Source organism: Streptomyces sp. JLBG701 (assembly GCF_058544905.1).
Genome location: NZ_CM178588.1, coordinates 8524095 through 8539104 on the forward strand (window position 1 = coordinate 8524095; position 15010 = coordinate 8539104).

The window sequence follows — 15010 nt, forward strand, 5'->3', positions numbered from 1 at the left end:
CAGTCCTGGGGCAGTCGTTACCACTGGGTCCACAGATGAGTTGGCGCTGCGTCTACTCCGGCCGCAGCCACGTGGTCAGCGCCCACCACCAGTGCACTGTGCCGACGAGTGGTGCCGGGCGGCTGTCGACCGGGGGTTCGGTCAGTGACTCGCCGGTGATCTGCTGGAGGCGGCCGAGCCGGTAGCGGACGGTGTTGGGGTGGGTGAACAGGGTCGCCGCCGTCTGGTCCAGGCGACGCCCGTGGTCGAGGAACGTCAGTGCGGTCAGGGCCAGTTGGCGGTGGAAGGCGTCCGCCGGGTCAAGGGCGCCGAGAAGCCTGTCGCTCAGGTACGCGCCCAGGAGCGGCTGGTCCGACAGGGCGATCTCGGCGGCGAAGTCGGTGAGGTCGTACAGGCCGGTGCGGCCCTGGCGGCGGCCCAAGTCCAGGGCGCGGACGCAGAGTTGGTACACCGGACGCAGGTCGTCGAGGCCGGTCGGCGGGGAGACCACCACCAGTGCGGTGTCACCGACCTCCGCACGGGCGGGCGTACGGGGGGACAGGCCCGCCAGTCTTCCGTCGAGGAGTCCGAAGACCCCGCGGAGTGCGCCGAGTTGGTCCACGAGGAGGCGGGCGCCGACCGTATCCGTATCCGAATTCACCGCCCCCACCCCCGCCTTTGCCGCCGTCTCGGCGACGAGGACGCGCTGGCGTGCGGAGGCGGCCAGGTGGATGCCCGCCCGCGCCAACTCCGCGGCGGGCGGGGTGACTCCGTCGAGGAGCAGCCGGCGCAGCAGTCGGGTGCGCAGCTCGCCGGTCTCCCGGGGTGCCTCCCGCTCCGCCGCGCGATACCCGTTGATCACCTGCCGCTCGACCGCGTCGCCGTACTCCTTCAGCCGCAGGACCAGGCTGAGCAGCGTGCCGTCCGGCACCCCGGCCGAGCGGCAGCGGTCGACGGTGATCTCCACCGCGCGGGTCACCCCGGCCTGGACACCCCGGAGGACGCCGGTCATCGGGACGCCCTGGGCGGCCCGGTCTGCGCCCAGCAACAGCGCGGCGGAGAAGTCCTGTTCCTCGACGGGGTCGAAGGTGAGGAACCACGCGCCGGCCGCGCGGATCATGGCGGTGGCGTGCGAGCTGGTCTCCGACTCGGTGAGCCGGGCCACCTCGGGGGAGTGGGTGCGGGCCGCGCGGACGAGTTCGCGGCATACGTCGGTGTCGACGGCCAGGGCCCGCAGGATCCCGGTGACCGGCTCCCGCTCCTGAGTGACCGTCATGGTGCCTCCCTCGTCCGTGTCCGCCCGCCCGGCGTTGTGGCCCGGCGCTGTCGCCGGGCCACAACGAGGAGACGACCACGTTGACGACCGGCTACTACCGCACTCCCTCGACGACCTGATTCCCTCTGGGCTACCGACGGTAACAACACAGGCGTCCCAGCAATACCCTCCCGACCTCCCGCACCCGCCGCACGTCGTACGGAAGGCAGTCCATGGAGCACATCGAGAACACGGTGAACTCGGCGACCCCGCCCGGGATCAGCCGCCGCGGCGCCCTCACCGTCGCGGGAGGTGTCCTCGCCGCCGCCACGCTCGCGCAGACGGCACCCGCCTTCGCGGCCGCCTCCGCGAGCGCGGACGCCGACACGATCGTCGTCGGCGGTGGGCTGGCGGGACTGGTCGCGACCGCCGAACTCGCCGCCGCCGGACGGAAGGTGCTGCTGCTCGACCAGGAACCGGAGAGCGGTCTGGGCGGTCAGGCGTTCTGGTCCTTCGGCGGGCTGTTCTTCGTCGACTCCGACGAACAGCGGCTGATGGGCATCAAGGACACCCACGAACTGGCCTGGCAGGACTGGCAGGGCACCGCAGGCTTCGACCGCGGCATCACCGACCCGCTCGGCCAGGACTACTGGGCGTACAAGTGGGCCGAGGCGTATGTGGACTTCGCCGCCGGCGAGAAGCGGTCGTGGCTCTCCGGCCTGGGCGTGCAGTGGTTCCCGATCGTCGGCTGGGCCGAGCGCGGCGGCTCTCTCGCCGACGGACACGGCAACTCGGTGCCCCGCTTCCACGTCACCTGGGGGACCGGCCCGGCCGTGGTCGAGCCGTTCGAGAAGAAGGTGCGGGCCGCGGTCGCGGCGGGGAACGTGACGTTCAAGTTCCGGCACCGCGTCGACGGGCTCGTCACCACCAACGGCGCCGTCACCGGCGTACGCGGCGCGATCCTGGAGCCGAGCGACGCCGCCCGCGGCAAGCCCAGCTCCCGCACGGTCGTCGGGGACTTCGAGCTCAAGGCCCCCGTCGTCATCGTCACTTCGGGCGGTATCGGCGCCAACCACGATCTCGTACGGCAGAACTGGCCCGCCCGGATGGGCACTCCGCCCAAGTTCATGGTCACGGGCGTACCGGCGCACGTCGACGGCCGCATGCTGGGGATCACGGAGCAGGCGGGCGGCCGGATCGTGAACCCCGACCGCATGTGGCACTACACCGAGGGCCTGCGCAACTACGACCCGATCTGGCCGAACCACGGCATCCGGATTCTCCCCGGCCCCTCGTCGATGTGGTTCGACGCCACCGGCAAGCGGTTCAACACCCCTGACATTCCTGGCTACGACACCCTGCACACCCTCAAGACGATCACCGAATCCGGCTACGACTACTCCTGGTTCGTCACCACGCAGAAGATCATCGCCAAGGAGTTCGCGCTCTCGGGTTCGGAGCAGAACCCCGACCTCACCAACAAGAACATCTGGCAGCTGCTCTCCCGCATCTGGCAGACGCCCGAGCCGATCGAGAAGTTCAAGAACAACGGTGAGGACTTCGTCGTCGCGACGACCCTGTCCGAACTCGTCGCCGGCATGAACGAGCTGACCGGGGACAACCTCATCGAACTGGCCGCCCTCCAGCGGCAGATCGAGGCCCGGGACCGGGAGACCGACAATGGGTACACCAAGGACGTCCAGGTCATGGGCATCCGCAACGCGCTCGCCTACCCCGGCGACACCCTCAGCCGTACGGCCTCGATGCACAAGATCCTGGACTCCTCCGCCGGACCACTGATCGCCGTACGCCTCAACGTCCTCACCCGCAAGACCCTCGGCGGCCTTCAGACCGACCTCTCCGGCCGCGTCCTGGACGCGACCGGAACCCCCATTCCGGGCCTGTACGCGGCCGGTGAGGTCTCGGGCTTCGGCGGCGGCGGAGTCCACGGCTACCGCTCCCTGGAGGGCACCTTCCTCGGCGGCTGCCTGTTCTCGGGCCGCAAGGCGGGCCAGGCGGCGGCCGCGGCTACGGCGAGCTGAGGAGTACGGATGAGGGAATGTAACAAGTGCTACATTCTCTCATGTGACCGAACATCCAGGCGCCGATGTGCGCTGGCTCGTACTCCTCGTCAAGATCGCGGCCGAACCGTCCCGGCACCGGGTCGCCGTCTGGCGGGAGCTGCGGAAGATCGGTGCGCTCTCGCTCGGGCAGGGCGTCTGGGCGGTGCCGGACGTGCCGGTCTTCGCCGGCGGGATCGGGCGGGCGCTGGAGCTGACCGAGCGGGCCGGCGGTGAGGCCGTCTCGCTGGCGGCGACCGGACGCGGGCCGCAGGACGCGGCACGGCTGCGGGCCATGTTCACGGCCGCGCGAACCGCGGACTGGACCGAATTCCTCGCCGACTGCGGCAAGTTCGAGGAGGAACTCGCCAAGGAGATCCGGATCGCCAAGTTCACCCTGGCCGAGCTGGAGGAAGAGGAGCAGAGCCTGGAGCGGCTGCGCCGCTGGCACCGGGATCTGACCGCCCGGGACGTGTTCGGCGCCCCGGAGGCGGCCGAGGCCGGCGAGCGGCTCAAGCAGTGCGTGGCGGCGTGCGAGGACTACGCGGAACGGGTGTTCGCGGCCCTGCACCAGATGCCCGGGGCGGAGTCATGACGGAGGCGACGGGGACGATGGAGGCATCGCCAGGTCGGGCCAGGATGTGGCCGTTGTACGCGGCTGGCTTCACCACCGCCTTCGGCGCGCACGGCATCGCCGCGAACCTCGGCGGCCACTCCGAAGGCGCCGTGACCTCACTCCTCGTCCTGGGCGGGCTACTCGCCCTCTACGACGGCGCCGAGGTGTTGCTCAAGCCGTTGTTCGGGACCCTGGCCGACCGGATCGGCGCCAAGCCGGTGCTGCTGGGCGGGCTCGTCGCCTTCGCCCTCGCCTCCGCCGCGTACGTCGCCGCGGACAGCTCCGGCTGGCTGTGGGCGGCCCGGCTCGGTCAGGGCGCCGCGGCCTCCGCGTTCTCGCCGTCCGCGTCCGCGCTCGTCGCCCGGCTGAACCCGGCCGCCAAACACGGGCGGGCGTACGGCAGTTACGGCTTCTGGAAGTCCATCGGCTACACCCTCGGCCCGCTGCTCGGCGGCGTCCTGGTGTGGGCCGGCGGCCTGCGGCTGCTCTTCGTCGTACTGGCGGTGCTTGGCGCGCTGGTCGCCGGCTGGGCGGCGCTCGCCGTACCGCGCGTACCGCCCCTGCCGAAGCAACGCCAGACGGTCGTGGACCTGGCCCGACGGCTCGCCGACCCGGCCTTCCTCACTCCGACCGCGACACTGGCCGCCGCGACCGCCGCCCTGTCGGTGGGCGTCGGCTTCCTGCCGGTCTCCGGCGCGGCGGCGGGCCTGGGCACGGTCGCGACCGGCGCCGCGGTGTCGGTGCTGGCCGCCTGCGCCGCGATCGTCCAGCCGAAGGCGGGCCGGGCCCTGGACGAGGGGCGCCTCACCGCGCGCGGCGGCATGACCGCGGGCCTGCTGACCACGGCGGCGGGCCTGGCGTGCGCGATGCTGCCGGGCCTGGCCGGCGTCCTGGCGGCCGCGGCCCTGATCGGCGCCGGCACCGGCCTGATCACCCCGCTGGGCTTCGCCTCCCTCGCCGCCGCGACCCCCGCCGAACGCCTCGGCCAGACCATGGGCAGCGCCGAACTCGGCCGCGAACTCGGCGACGCGGGCGGCCCGTTGCTGGTCGCGGGTGTCGCCACCGTGGCCACGCTTACTTACGGGTACGGCGTGCTCGCCGCGCTGATCGCGGCCGGGCCGCTGCTGGCGCTCACGGTGCGTCGCCGTAGGGCGGCTGTCTGAGACTGGGGGTGGGTGACGGGCGGCGTCAGACCGTCGCTTGAACGGCCTCGACGGGCGCGTCCCGCAGCCCCAACCGCAGGTGCTCCACGTGGAAGAGGGCCTGGTCCAGGAGTTCGGCCACGTGGTTGTCGTAGAGCGCGTAGATCACCGATCGTCCGCGGCGCTCACCCGTGACCAGGCCGAGGTTGCGCAGCAGGCGCAGTTGGTGGGAGCAGGCGGACTGTTCCATGCCGACGGCGTCGGCGAGTTCGGTCGCCGCGCACGGGCCCTCCTGGAGGCGGGCCAGGATCCGCAGTCGCGAGGGGGTGGCGAGGGCCTGGAGCGTGGCGGCGACATCGGCGGCGCCCACGGCTTCGAGCCGCTCACGTGCGGTGGCGGTCGTCTTGGCGTCAGGTCCGTGGCCCATGTGCTCATCCTACGGACACCATGACATGAGTGACATGAATGGGTCTTCATGTGTTCCTGTATGGTGAGGCGCAGGCCCCGGGAGCCCCACCCGCCTCTGCCCCCGGCCTCCTCGTGCTCGCGTTTCGCGTGAAGGACCCCTGATGACCAGCACCCTCGCCCCGCCCCTGCCCGACCGGACCGCGCCCGCGCGGCCACGGGACGGCCTACGCCGCCGCACTCGCGTCCTCGCACTGCCCGAGGCCCGCTGGGCCACCGCGGCCACCGCCTTCTTCCTGCTGGCGCTGCCGCTGCAACTGGCCGGCGCCCCGGCGTGGGCGTGGGGCCCGCTGTACGCGCTCTCGTACGCGACCGGCGGCTGGGAACCGGGCTGGGAAGGCCTCAAGGCGCTGAAGGAGAGGTCGCTCGACGTCGACCTGCTGATGATCGTCGCCGCTCTCGGCGCCGCCGCGATCGGCCAGGTCATGGACGGTGCGCTGCTCGTCGTCATCTTCGCCACGTCCGGCGCGCTGGAGGCCCTGGCCACCGCCCGCACCGCCGACTCGGTACGCGGGTTGCTGGACCTGGCCCCCGCGACGGCGACCCGGCTCACGGGGGAAGGCGCCGAACAGACCGTCGCCGTCGAGGAGTTGAAGATCGGCGACATCATCCTCGTACGGCCGGGCGAACGCGTCGGTGCCGACGGGCGGGTGCTGGACGGGGCCAGCGAGGTGGACCAGGCGACGATCACCGGTGAACCCCTCCCCGTGGCCAAGGAGTTGGGCGACGAGGTCTTCGCCGGAACCCTCAACGGCACCGGCGCGCTACGGATCCGCGTCGAACGGGACGCCTCCGACTCGGTGATCGCGCGGATCGTACGCATGGTGGAGGAGGCGTCCGAGACCAAGGCGCCGACCCAGCTCTTCATCGAGAAGGTCGAACAGCGTTACTCGCTGGGCATGGTGGCGGCGACCATCGCCGTCTTCCTGGTCCCGCTCGCCCTCGGCGCCGCGCTCACCGGATCGCTGCTGCGCGCCATGACGTTCATGATCGTCGCCTCGCCGTGCGCCGTCGTGCTGGCCACCATGCCGCCCCTGCTCTCCGCGATCGCCAACGCCGGACGGCACGGTGTGCTGGTCAAGTCCGCCGTGGTGATGGAACGCCTCGGACAGGTCGACGCGGTCGCACTCGACAAGACCGGCACCCTGACCGAGGGCACCCCGCGGGTGACGGATGTACGGCCACTGGCCGGTTCAGGCCTCGACGCGAGTGCACTGCTCGCCCTCACCGCGGCCGCCGAGCATCCCAGCGAACACCCGCTGGCCCGCGCGATCGTGGACGCGGCCCGCGAGCGAGGCCTGCCGCTGCCGGAGTCCGGAGACTTCGACTCCACGCCCGGCGTCGGCGTGACGGCCACCGTGGAGGGCCGAGTGGTGGCGGTCGGAACGCCGGCCCGTCTGCTGAAGGGGGCCGCCGGCGCGAGCGCGGCTCAAGCGGCGGTCGTCGCCAGTGGACTTGAGGAGAGCGGTCGTACGGCCGTCCTGGTCACGGTGGACGGCGTGGCGGCCGGAGTACTCGGCATCGCCGACCGCCTCCGCCCGGACGCCGCCGCGACGGTGGCGGCGCTCACGGCTCTCACCGGCACCGCGCCCGTCCTGCTGACCGGCGACAACCCGCGTGCCGCGCGCCACTTGGCCGCCGAGCTCGGAATCGACGACGTGCGGGCGGGCCTGTTGCCGCAGTACAAGGTGGTGGCGGTAAGGGAGTTGGAGGAGAAGGACCGCAAGGTCATGGTGGTAGGGGACGGCGTGAACGACGCCCCCGCCCTCGCCGCAGCCCACACCGGTGTCGCCATGGGCCGGGCGGGTTCCGACCTCGCGCTGGAAACCGCCGACGCGGTGATCGTCCGCGACGACCTCACCACGATCCCGGCCGTGATCGCCCTGTCGCGCAGTGCCCGCGAGCTGGTGATCCAGAACCTCGTCCTCGCGGGGGTGTTCATCGCCGCCCTGGTCACCTGGGACCTGGCGGGCACCCTGCCCCTGCCCCTCGGCGTCCTCGGCCACGAGGGCTCGACGGTCCTCGTCGGCCTCAACGGCCTGCGGCTACTGCGCGAGGGCGCCTGGGAGCGGGCCGAGGGGGCGGGGGGCGAGCCGTCGTACTCTTACGGCCGCCGTGCCGACCGAGAGGAACAGATGAGCCGCCGTACCCGTAGGACCGCTGGGACGACTGCTTCGGAGGGTGCGAGCCGGTGCACGGTCACCGTCTGCCGGGGCTGCTGCTGCGGCACACCGAAGATCCCCAGTGTGGACCATGCGGCCCAACTGGCCACGCTGAAGGACGAGTTGGCGCCGCTGGCCCGAGTGCGGGCAGTGAACTGCCTGGACGCCTGCGAACAGGCCAACGTCATCGTCGTACAGCCTTCGTCGGAGGGCCGCGCGGCGGGCGGCCGCCCGGTCTGGCTCGGCCTGGTCAACGACACGGACGCGACGGCCGACATAGCCGACTGGGTCCGTGCCGGGGGACCGGGTGTCGCGGCGCCGCCGGAGATCCTGGACCTGTATGAGTTCGGGCCTTCGCGGCGGGTGCGGAAGGCTGTTGAGGACTGATCAAATCAGGGCACGCGGGGCCTTTCGAACGGAACGGATCCTCAGCCCTTGACGGCGGAGCTGGCCACGCCCTGGACGAACCACCGCTGGAAGAAGGCGAAGACGATCAGCACGGGCAGGACGAGCAGGACGCCGAAGGCGAGCGTCTGGCCGTAGTCCGGGGGCAGTTGGGCCTGGAAGACGCTCATCTCCAGGGGGAGGGGGCGTACCGACGGGTCGGAGACCATCAGGACCGGCCAGAGGAGTGAGCCCCACTGGGTGAGGAAGGTCAGGATCGCCACGGAGGCGAAGGCCGGCTTCGACATCGGGACGACGATCGCGAAGAACGTGCGCCAGGGGCCCGCGCCGTCGATGCGGGCGGCTTCCTCGATGCTCGGCGGGATCGAGCGGAAGAACGTGTGGAACTGGTAGACCGAGAAGGCGTTGGCGATGAACGGGAGCGCCAGGATGTAGAGGGTGTTGCGCTGGTCGTTGAACATGTAGAAGAGGGGGACGGCCACCGACTCGAACGGGACCAACATCAGCAGCAGGACGAGGGTGAAGACAGCGTTCCGGCCACGCCACTTCAGCCGTGAAAGTCCGTACGCGGCCATCGAATTGACGAACAGGCCGCCGGTGACGACGACGAACGCGAGCAGCACCGAGATGCCCATGAAGCGCCAGAAGTAGCCGGTGCTGTCGGAGTTCAGGCTGTCGAGGACGGCCGTGTAGTTGTCGAAGGACAGGTGGGTGGGCAGGAAGCCGGCCAAGCCGTTCAGTACTTCGTCCGACGGCTTGAGGCTGCCGACCAACAGATAGAGGACGGGCAGCACGAAGATGAACGCCAGGACGGACAGGACTGCGTAGTCGAGGAACCGGCGCAGGGGTGTGCGGGAGAAGCCCGGGTTGGTGCTCATGATCAGTCTCAGTCCTCGTTGTCGGGCCGGACGACGCGGCGCTGGATAAGGGTCAGGGCGACGACGATCAGGAAGAAGACGACGGTGATCGCGGACGCCTGGCCGACGTTGTTCTGGTCGAAGGCGGTGGTGACGGCCTGGTACATCACGGTGCGGGTGGCGTCCTCGTTGAGACCACCGCCGCGGATCAGGACGTAGACCTGGTCGAAGACCCGGAAGGACAGCACCGAGGTGAGCATGGCGACGAAGACGAGCGTGCCGCGGATGCCGGGCAGGGTGACATGGCGGAACTGCTGCCAGCGGGAGGCCCGGTCGAGTTCGGCGGCTTCGTAGAGCTCGCCCGGGATCTGCTGGAGCCCTGCGAGCAGGATGACCATCTGGAAGCCGACGCCCTGCCAGACGGACAGCACGATGATCGAGGCCATCGCGGTGGCGGAGTCGCCGAGCCAGTCGAAGGCACCCCAGCTGCCGAAACTCACCGCGTGCAGCGCGGAGTTGAGCATGCCCTGGTCGCTGCGGGCCAGGATGAGCCGCCAGATCACGGCGACCAGCGCCATCGGGAAGACCACCGGCATGAAGAAGAAGGACCGGAACAGACCGATCGCCTTCAGCTTGCGGTTGAGCAGGATCGCAAGCCCGAGCGCCAGGGCCGTCTGTACGGGTACGACGACCACGGCGAAGGTCAGGTTGTTGAGCAGGGCCCGCAGGAAGGGGCCGGACAGGTCGGGGTCGGTGAACAGTCGTCGGTACTGCTCCAGGCCGAAGAAGGACGGTGCGAGTGGGGAGCCGAGGCGGACGTTGTAGAAGGAGAGGACGACGGCGTAGCCGAACGGGATGCCGACGAAGGCGATGAGTCCGGCGACGGCGGGCGTGGACATGAGCAGTCCGTGCAACCAGTCGCGGTTCTTGCGCACAGGGCGCACAGGGTGTACGGAGCGCGCCGGACGCACCGGACGCGCGGGCTTGGCGGCGGTCACGGGTGGGGCTTTCTCCCGGGCGTGGGGCGCGGCGTGCGCCGGTTCTACGGATGTCACGGATGGGTCCTGTTCCCGGCGGGGGCGGGCGCGGCACAAGCGGGCCCGCCCCCGGCCGATGGTCCTACGGGATCTCGTAGCCGGCGTTGTCGGTGAAGTCCTGGTCGATGGAGCGGGCGGCCTTCTCCAGGGCTTCCTTGGGGTCGGTACCGCCGTAGATCGAGTTGAGGGCCTCACTGAACTTGGCGGTGATGGTCGGGTATCCCGCGGTCACCGGGCGGGTGACGGCGACGCAGGACGCGGTGATGTCGCTTGCGCCACAGGGCTTGGCGAGCTGGTCGGCGAAGAGCTGGAGCGGGCCGCCCTCCTTGTACAGGGAGCTCGCGGCGAGCGCGGTCTTCGTGGCGGGCGGGGCGCCGTTGGCCGTCGTCATCGCGGCGACGTTGGTGTCGTTGAGCAGGTAGTCCATGAACGTGCCGGCGGCCTTGGCGTTCTTGCTGTCGGCGCCGATGCCCCAGGCCCAGGAGCCCTGGCCGGTCTTGGTCCCGTTGCCGAAGTCCGGCAGCGGCAGCACGACGAGGTCGTCGCCGAGGGCCTCGCTGTAGGTGGGGTACATCCAGTGGCCGACCCAGCTCAGGGCGACGCGGCCCTTGGCGAAGGCGTTGCCGTCGGTGTTGGGATCGACGTACGTCTTCCAGGACTGGAAGGTCTTCAGCGCCGAGACCGCGGCCGGGGTGTCGAGGGCGCCCTCCGCCTTGCCGTCCTTGAGCAGCGAGCCGCCGGCCGACCAGACTATCGGGGCGAAGCCGTAGGTGCCCCACTCGGTGGCGAACCCGTTGTTCTCCTGGACGTCGAGGGTCTTGCCGTCGGAGTCCTTGGCCTTCAGCGCCTTGAGCGCGGCCGTGAACTCGTCCGCCGTCCAGGCGTCGTCCACGCTCGTCGGGTACTTCACCCCGGCCGCGTCCAGCAGCTTCTTGCTGCCGTAGACCCCCAGCCCGGAGTCGTACATGCCCAGGCCGTAGTGCTGGTCGCCTATCTCGCCCTGCGACTTGCTCGCGTCGGTGGCGTTGGCCATCGTCTTGGCGGAGACGTAGTCGTCGACCGGGGCGAGCTTCTTGTTGTAGACGAAGTTCGCCATGGTAGGGCCGTCGAACTCCATCACGTCCGGCAGCTTGGACGCGTCGGTGGTGGTGATCGTCTTCGTGTAGTCGTTGCCGGGCAGCAGCGTCAGCTTGACCTTGATCTTGCTCTGCGAGGAGTTGAAGGACTTCACCGCGGCCTGCAGCGCGGCGTCCTCGCTCTTCTGGCCCTGGTGGGCCCAGACGCTGATGGTGCCCTTGCCGCTGCCCGCCTCCGCGGAGGCATCGGTGCCGCCACCCCCGCCGCAGGCGGCCAGCGCCGCCAGAGGCAGGGCGAGAGCCAGGCCCGTACAGGCGGTGCGGCGGTACTTTCTGCTGGTCGAGCTCATGGTGAGTGCCTCCGTGCTGTGGCGAGGGTTCGTGGTGCGGGGTGCTTTTCGAGACGTGGGGGGGGGTTAAGGGGGCTGGGGGTTACTGCGGTCCGCGCGGCCGGGGCGGGGCGGTGGTCTCGCGCAGAACGAGGTGGGTGGGCATCTGGACGTGCCCCGGGGATTCGCCGTCGGGCTCGTCGAGCTGACGCAGCAGCAGCCGGGCGGCCTCCGCGCCCTGCTTGGCGACCGGTTGGGCGACGGTGGTGAGGCCGACCACGTCGGCGAGTTCGTGGTCGTCGAAGCCGACGACGGACACGTCGTCCGGTGCCTTGAGCCGGTGGCGGCGCAGGGCGCGCAGGGCGCCCATCGCCATCTCGTCGGACTGCGCGAACACGGCCGTCGGCGGCCGGGAGGCGGCCAGCAGTTCGGTCATGGCCCGCTCGCCGCCGTCGACGGTGTAGTCGCCGTCCGCCTCCAGGGCCGGGTCGTGCTCTATCCCGGCGTCGGCCAGGACGCCCAGGTAGGCGTTGCGACGCTCGATGGGGGTGGTCCAGTGCAGCGGCCCGCTGGATCCCGAGATCATGCCGATGCGGCGATGGCCGAGGTTCACCAGATGCCGTACGGCAGTTTCGGTGCCGGCCCGGTCGTCGATGCCGACGACGGTGAAGCCGGGCCGGGCGCCGCCGACCGTGGTGGCCAGCGGCACCCCCAGTGAGCGCAGCGCGGCCGACTCCTCCTCGTCGGGGATGAGGAGCGACAGCACCGCGTCCACCCGCTTGCGGACCGGCAGCTTGGTGAAGAAACGCTTGCGTGTCTCCGGCGAGCCCAGGTTGTACAGCAGTACGTCGTACCCGGCGGCGCTGAACACCTTCTCGGCGGAGTCCAGCACGGTGCCGAAGAACCAGCGGCCCACGTACGGGACCAGCACGCCGATGGTGTAGGTGCGGCCGCTGGCCAGGCTGGAGGCCGAGCGGGAGGCGGTGTACCCGAGCCGGTCGGCGACGGCCTTGATCTGGTCCCGCACCTCGTCGGAGACGCCCGGCCGGCCGCGAAGTGCGCGGGACACGGTGGACGCGGAGACGCCGGCCTCGCGGGCGACGTCGTTGATGCTGGCCGTCACGGCTCAGTTCCTCCCGTTGATTTCACGTCGGTGTGATCTGTGAGTGACGTGACCGTAAACCTGCCCACCTTGTTGCGCAAGCGTTTGCGTTCATATTTACTTGGGCCGATTTCAAATTGAGTCCGTTTTGATCGATGGTCAGCGCATGCGTTTGGGCGCTGTGAGCCGACAGGAACTGCGCATGCGATACGCCCCGCCCGGCCTCTGCGTGAACGACTTCGCCCTGCTGCGGGACGAGGACGGCACGTACGCGGTGCTGCACCTCCAGGGGCCCTGGACGGCGGAGTTCGACCACCTGCGGATGGAGACCTCTTTCGGCCGTGCCACCTCCACGGATCTGGTGAGCTGGCAGCCGCAGGGGCCCGCGTTCGGGGTCGGCCTGCCCGGCCGCTTCGACCAGCAGGCGGTGTGGACCATGCACCCGATCCGGCACGGCGACGGAATGGCGATGTTCTACACCGGCGTGAGCGGACTGACGGAGGGCGGCTGGCCGCTCCAGTCGGTCGGCCTCGCGTACTCCGACCGCACCGACGGCACCGGCTGGCGGCGCCACGGCACTGGACCGGTCGTCGAGGCCGACCCGCGCTGGTACCGCACCGGCGAGCAGATGGGCTGGCGCGACCCCTTCGTCGTACGCGACGACGAGTCGGACGGCTGGGTGATGGTCGTCTGCGCCAACGACGCCTCCCTCCCCGTCGAGGCCGGCGGCTGCGTCGCCTGGGCCACCTCCGAGGACCTGGAGCACTGGACCGTCCACCCGCCGCTCGTCTCACCCGGCGACGTCGACGAGTTGGAGTGCCCGGTCCTGGAACGCCTCGACGACGGCAGCTGGTTGCTGATCGGCTCCATCGGCGCGACCCGTGGTTTCGAGTCGTGGACGGCCCCTCGGTTGCGCGGCCCCTGGACCCGCCGCGGCCCCCTCGGACCGACCGGCTCCTACGCCCCACGCGTCATCGCCGCGCCCGACGGCTCCCGAGTCGTCCTGCACACCACGCCCCGTCAGGTCGGCCTGACCGACACCGGCGACCGCTGCCGGGGCATGCTCGCCCAGCCCAAGTCCCTTGTCGTGCAAGGTGATTCCGCGCCCCGCCTGGAATGGTGGCCAGGCCTGGACACCTGGCTCGGCGAGGAGACGGACCACCCCGCCCTGCACGCGGTCGGCGACATCGGCATCACCGGGCCCGTGGACATCACCCTCCGCACCGCCACCCCGGACGACGACCGCCCTGCCCTCGCTGTCGGCTGCGACGGCAAGAACCTATGGATCACCGGCCCCGACGGCACCCGCCTCGGCGAGACCGTCCTGAGCGAACCGGCCACCACTCTGCGCATCCTGACCATCGGCGAGTACGTCGAGGTCTACGCCGACAACGTCTTCGCCCTCACGACCCTGTGCTACTCCGGGCACCCCACCCCGTGGACGGCCGTCACCGAAGAACACAGCCGTACGATCCCGGTCCGCCCGATCCGCCTGCCCGACCCCCACCGCGACGACGCTTCGGCGATCTGGCCCGGCCTCTGAGAGAGGCGGGCCGCTGACGATGCGCCGTCCTGGCCGCGGCTTCAGCCTTGAGCCTTGAGCCTTGAGCCTTCAGTCGATGCGTGCTCCCGCGCCGCCGACTCGGACGCGCGGGTCACCCGCGCGCAGCGTCACCGTGAGTTCGCCGGGCCGGCCCAGGTCCTCGCCCTGGTGGAGGGTGAGGACGGCGTCGTCGGGGACCAGGCCGAGCTCACGGACGTATGCGCCGAACGCGGCCGCCGCGGCCCCGGTCGCCGGGTCCTCGACGACGCCGCCGACGGGGAAGGGGTCACGGACATGGAAGACGGTGGCCGACTCCCGCCACACCAACTGAACCGTGGTCAGATCCAGGCGGTGCATCAGGGCTTCGAGGCGCGCGAAGTCGTAGGCGAGGTCGGCGAGGCGGGCGCGTGTCGCCGCCGCGAGGACGAGATGGCGGGCGCCGGCGAAGGCGATCCGGGGCGGGAAGGCCGGGTCGAGATCGGCGGCCGGCCAGTCCAACGCGGCGAGTGCCTCATCGAGGTCGGCGTCATCGATGTCCTCGATGTGCGGCTCGACACTGGTGAGCGTGGCCTGGAGAGTCCCACCTTCCTCGACCACCTTCACCGGCACGGTGCCGGCGCGTGTCGCGAACACCAACTCCCCAGGACCGACCCGCTCGGCGAGAGCGACGGCGGTCGCGACGGTGGCGTGCCCACAGAAGGGCACCTCGGCCTTGGAACTGAAGTAACGAATGCTGTACGCCCGCCTTGCCTCCCCACCGAGTCCTTCCGGGGCCGCGGTCAGAAACGCGGACTCCGAGTATCCGAGGTCGGCCGCGATGGCCAGCATGTCGCTGTCGTCCAGGGCGGCGGCGTCCAGAACGACGCCGGCGGGGTTTCCGCCCTCGGGGTCGCTGGAGAAGGCGGTGTATCGAAGGACCTCGGGGCGCGGCGCATTCGTCGTCATGCTCGGGGCAACGCGGGGCGGGGGCGCGAGTGTTCCC

At 70.9% G+C, this 15010-nt stretch carries 11 protein-coding genes and 1 pseudogene; 5 read left to right on the plus strand and 7 right to left on the minus strand.

Annotated features, from left to right (window positions below; all coding sequences use genetic code 11):
- Positions 1-52: 52 nt before the first annotated feature.
- Positions 53-1255: a PucR family transcriptional regulator gene (locus tag AC5DRG_RS39290; RefSeq protein WP_491804614.1), complete on the minus strand. Its 1203-nt coding sequence runs from the start codon at positions 1253-1255 to the stop codon at positions 53-55.
- A 212-nt stretch (positions 1256-1467) separates the two neighbouring features.
- Here AC5DRG_RS39290 and AC5DRG_RS39295 point away from each other — a divergent pair, with 212 nt between their 5' ends.
- The 3 genes from AC5DRG_RS39295 to AC5DRG_RS39305 are packed head-to-tail and all read left to right on the plus strand — an operon-like array spanning position 1468 to position 5073.
- Positions 1468-3276 carry an FAD-binding dehydrogenase gene (locus AC5DRG_RS39295; RefSeq protein ID WP_491804615.1) on the plus strand — a complete coding sequence of 603 codons (1809 nt, stop codon included), beginning with the start codon at positions 1468-1470 and terminating at the stop codon, positions 3274-3276.
- Between the two features lie 43 nt (positions 3277-3319).
- On the plus strand, positions 3320-3889 hold the full coding sequence (locus AC5DRG_RS39300; protein ID WP_491804616.1) for a Chromate resistance protein ChrB: 570 nt from the start codon (positions 3320-3322) through the stop codon (positions 3887-3889).
- Between the two features lie 44 nt (positions 3890-3933).
- Positions 3934-5073, plus strand: a complete 1140-nt coding sequence (locus AC5DRG_RS39305) for an MFS transporter (RefSeq protein WP_491813273.1) — start codon at positions 3934-3936, stop codon at positions 5071-5073.
- Positions 5074-5098: 25 nt separating this feature from the next.
- Here AC5DRG_RS39305 and AC5DRG_RS39310 read toward each other — a convergent pair whose 3' ends face one another.
- Positions 5099-5479, minus strand: a complete 381-nt coding sequence (locus AC5DRG_RS39310) for an ArsR/SmtB family transcription factor (protein WP_491804617.1) — start codon at positions 5477-5479, stop codon at positions 5099-5101.
- 142 nt (positions 5480-5621) lie between these two features.
- Between AC5DRG_RS39310 and AC5DRG_RS39315 the strand changes: the two are divergent.
- Positions 5622-7604, plus strand: a pseudogene (locus tag AC5DRG_RS39315) (heavy metal translocating P-type ATPase); the annotation flags it as partial.
- 503 nt (positions 7605-8107) lie between these two features.
- Here AC5DRG_RS39315 and AC5DRG_RS39320 read toward each other — a convergent pair.
- The 4 genes from AC5DRG_RS39320 to AC5DRG_RS39335 all read right to left on the minus strand — a co-directional run bounded on the left by AC5DRG_RS39320 (position 8108) and on the right by AC5DRG_RS39335 (position 12506).
- On the minus strand, positions 8108-8962 hold the full coding sequence (locus AC5DRG_RS39320; RefSeq protein WP_491804618.1) for a carbohydrate ABC transporter permease: 855 nt from the start codon (positions 8960-8962) through the stop codon (positions 8108-8110).
- 8 nt (positions 8963-8970) lie between these two features.
- Positions 8971-9996 carry a carbohydrate ABC transporter permease gene (locus tag AC5DRG_RS39325; RefSeq protein ID WP_491804619.1) on the minus strand — a complete coding sequence of 342 codons (1026 nt, stop codon included), beginning with the start codon at positions 9994-9996 and terminating at the stop codon, positions 8971-8973.
- A 64-nt stretch (positions 9997-10060) separates the two neighbouring features.
- Positions 10061-11404 (minus strand): ABC transporter substrate-binding protein, encoded by a 1344-nt coding sequence (locus AC5DRG_RS39330; protein ID WP_491804620.1) that lies wholly within the window; start codon positions 11402-11404, stop codon positions 10061-10063.
- A gap of 82 nt (positions 11405-11486) precedes the next feature.
- Positions 11487-12506, minus strand: coding sequence for a LacI family DNA-binding transcriptional regulator (locus AC5DRG_RS39335; RefSeq protein WP_491804621.1), 1020 nt, complete (start codon positions 12504-12506; stop codon positions 11487-11489).
- Positions 12507-12687: 181 nt separating this feature from the next.
- Between AC5DRG_RS39335 and AC5DRG_RS39340 the strand changes: the two genes are divergently transcribed.
- Positions 12688-14028, plus strand: a complete 1341-nt coding sequence (locus tag AC5DRG_RS39340) for a glycoside hydrolase family protein (RefSeq protein WP_491804622.1) — start codon at positions 12688-12690, stop codon at positions 14026-14028.
- Positions 14029-14097: 69 nt separating this feature from the next.
- Here the strand turns inward: AC5DRG_RS39340 and AC5DRG_RS39345 are convergent, their stop codons facing one another.
- Positions 14098-14973: a PhzF family phenazine biosynthesis protein gene (locus AC5DRG_RS39345; protein WP_491804623.1), complete on the minus strand. Its 876-nt coding sequence runs from the start codon at positions 14971-14973 to the stop codon at positions 14098-14100.
- Positions 14974-15010: the final 37 nt, after the last annotated feature.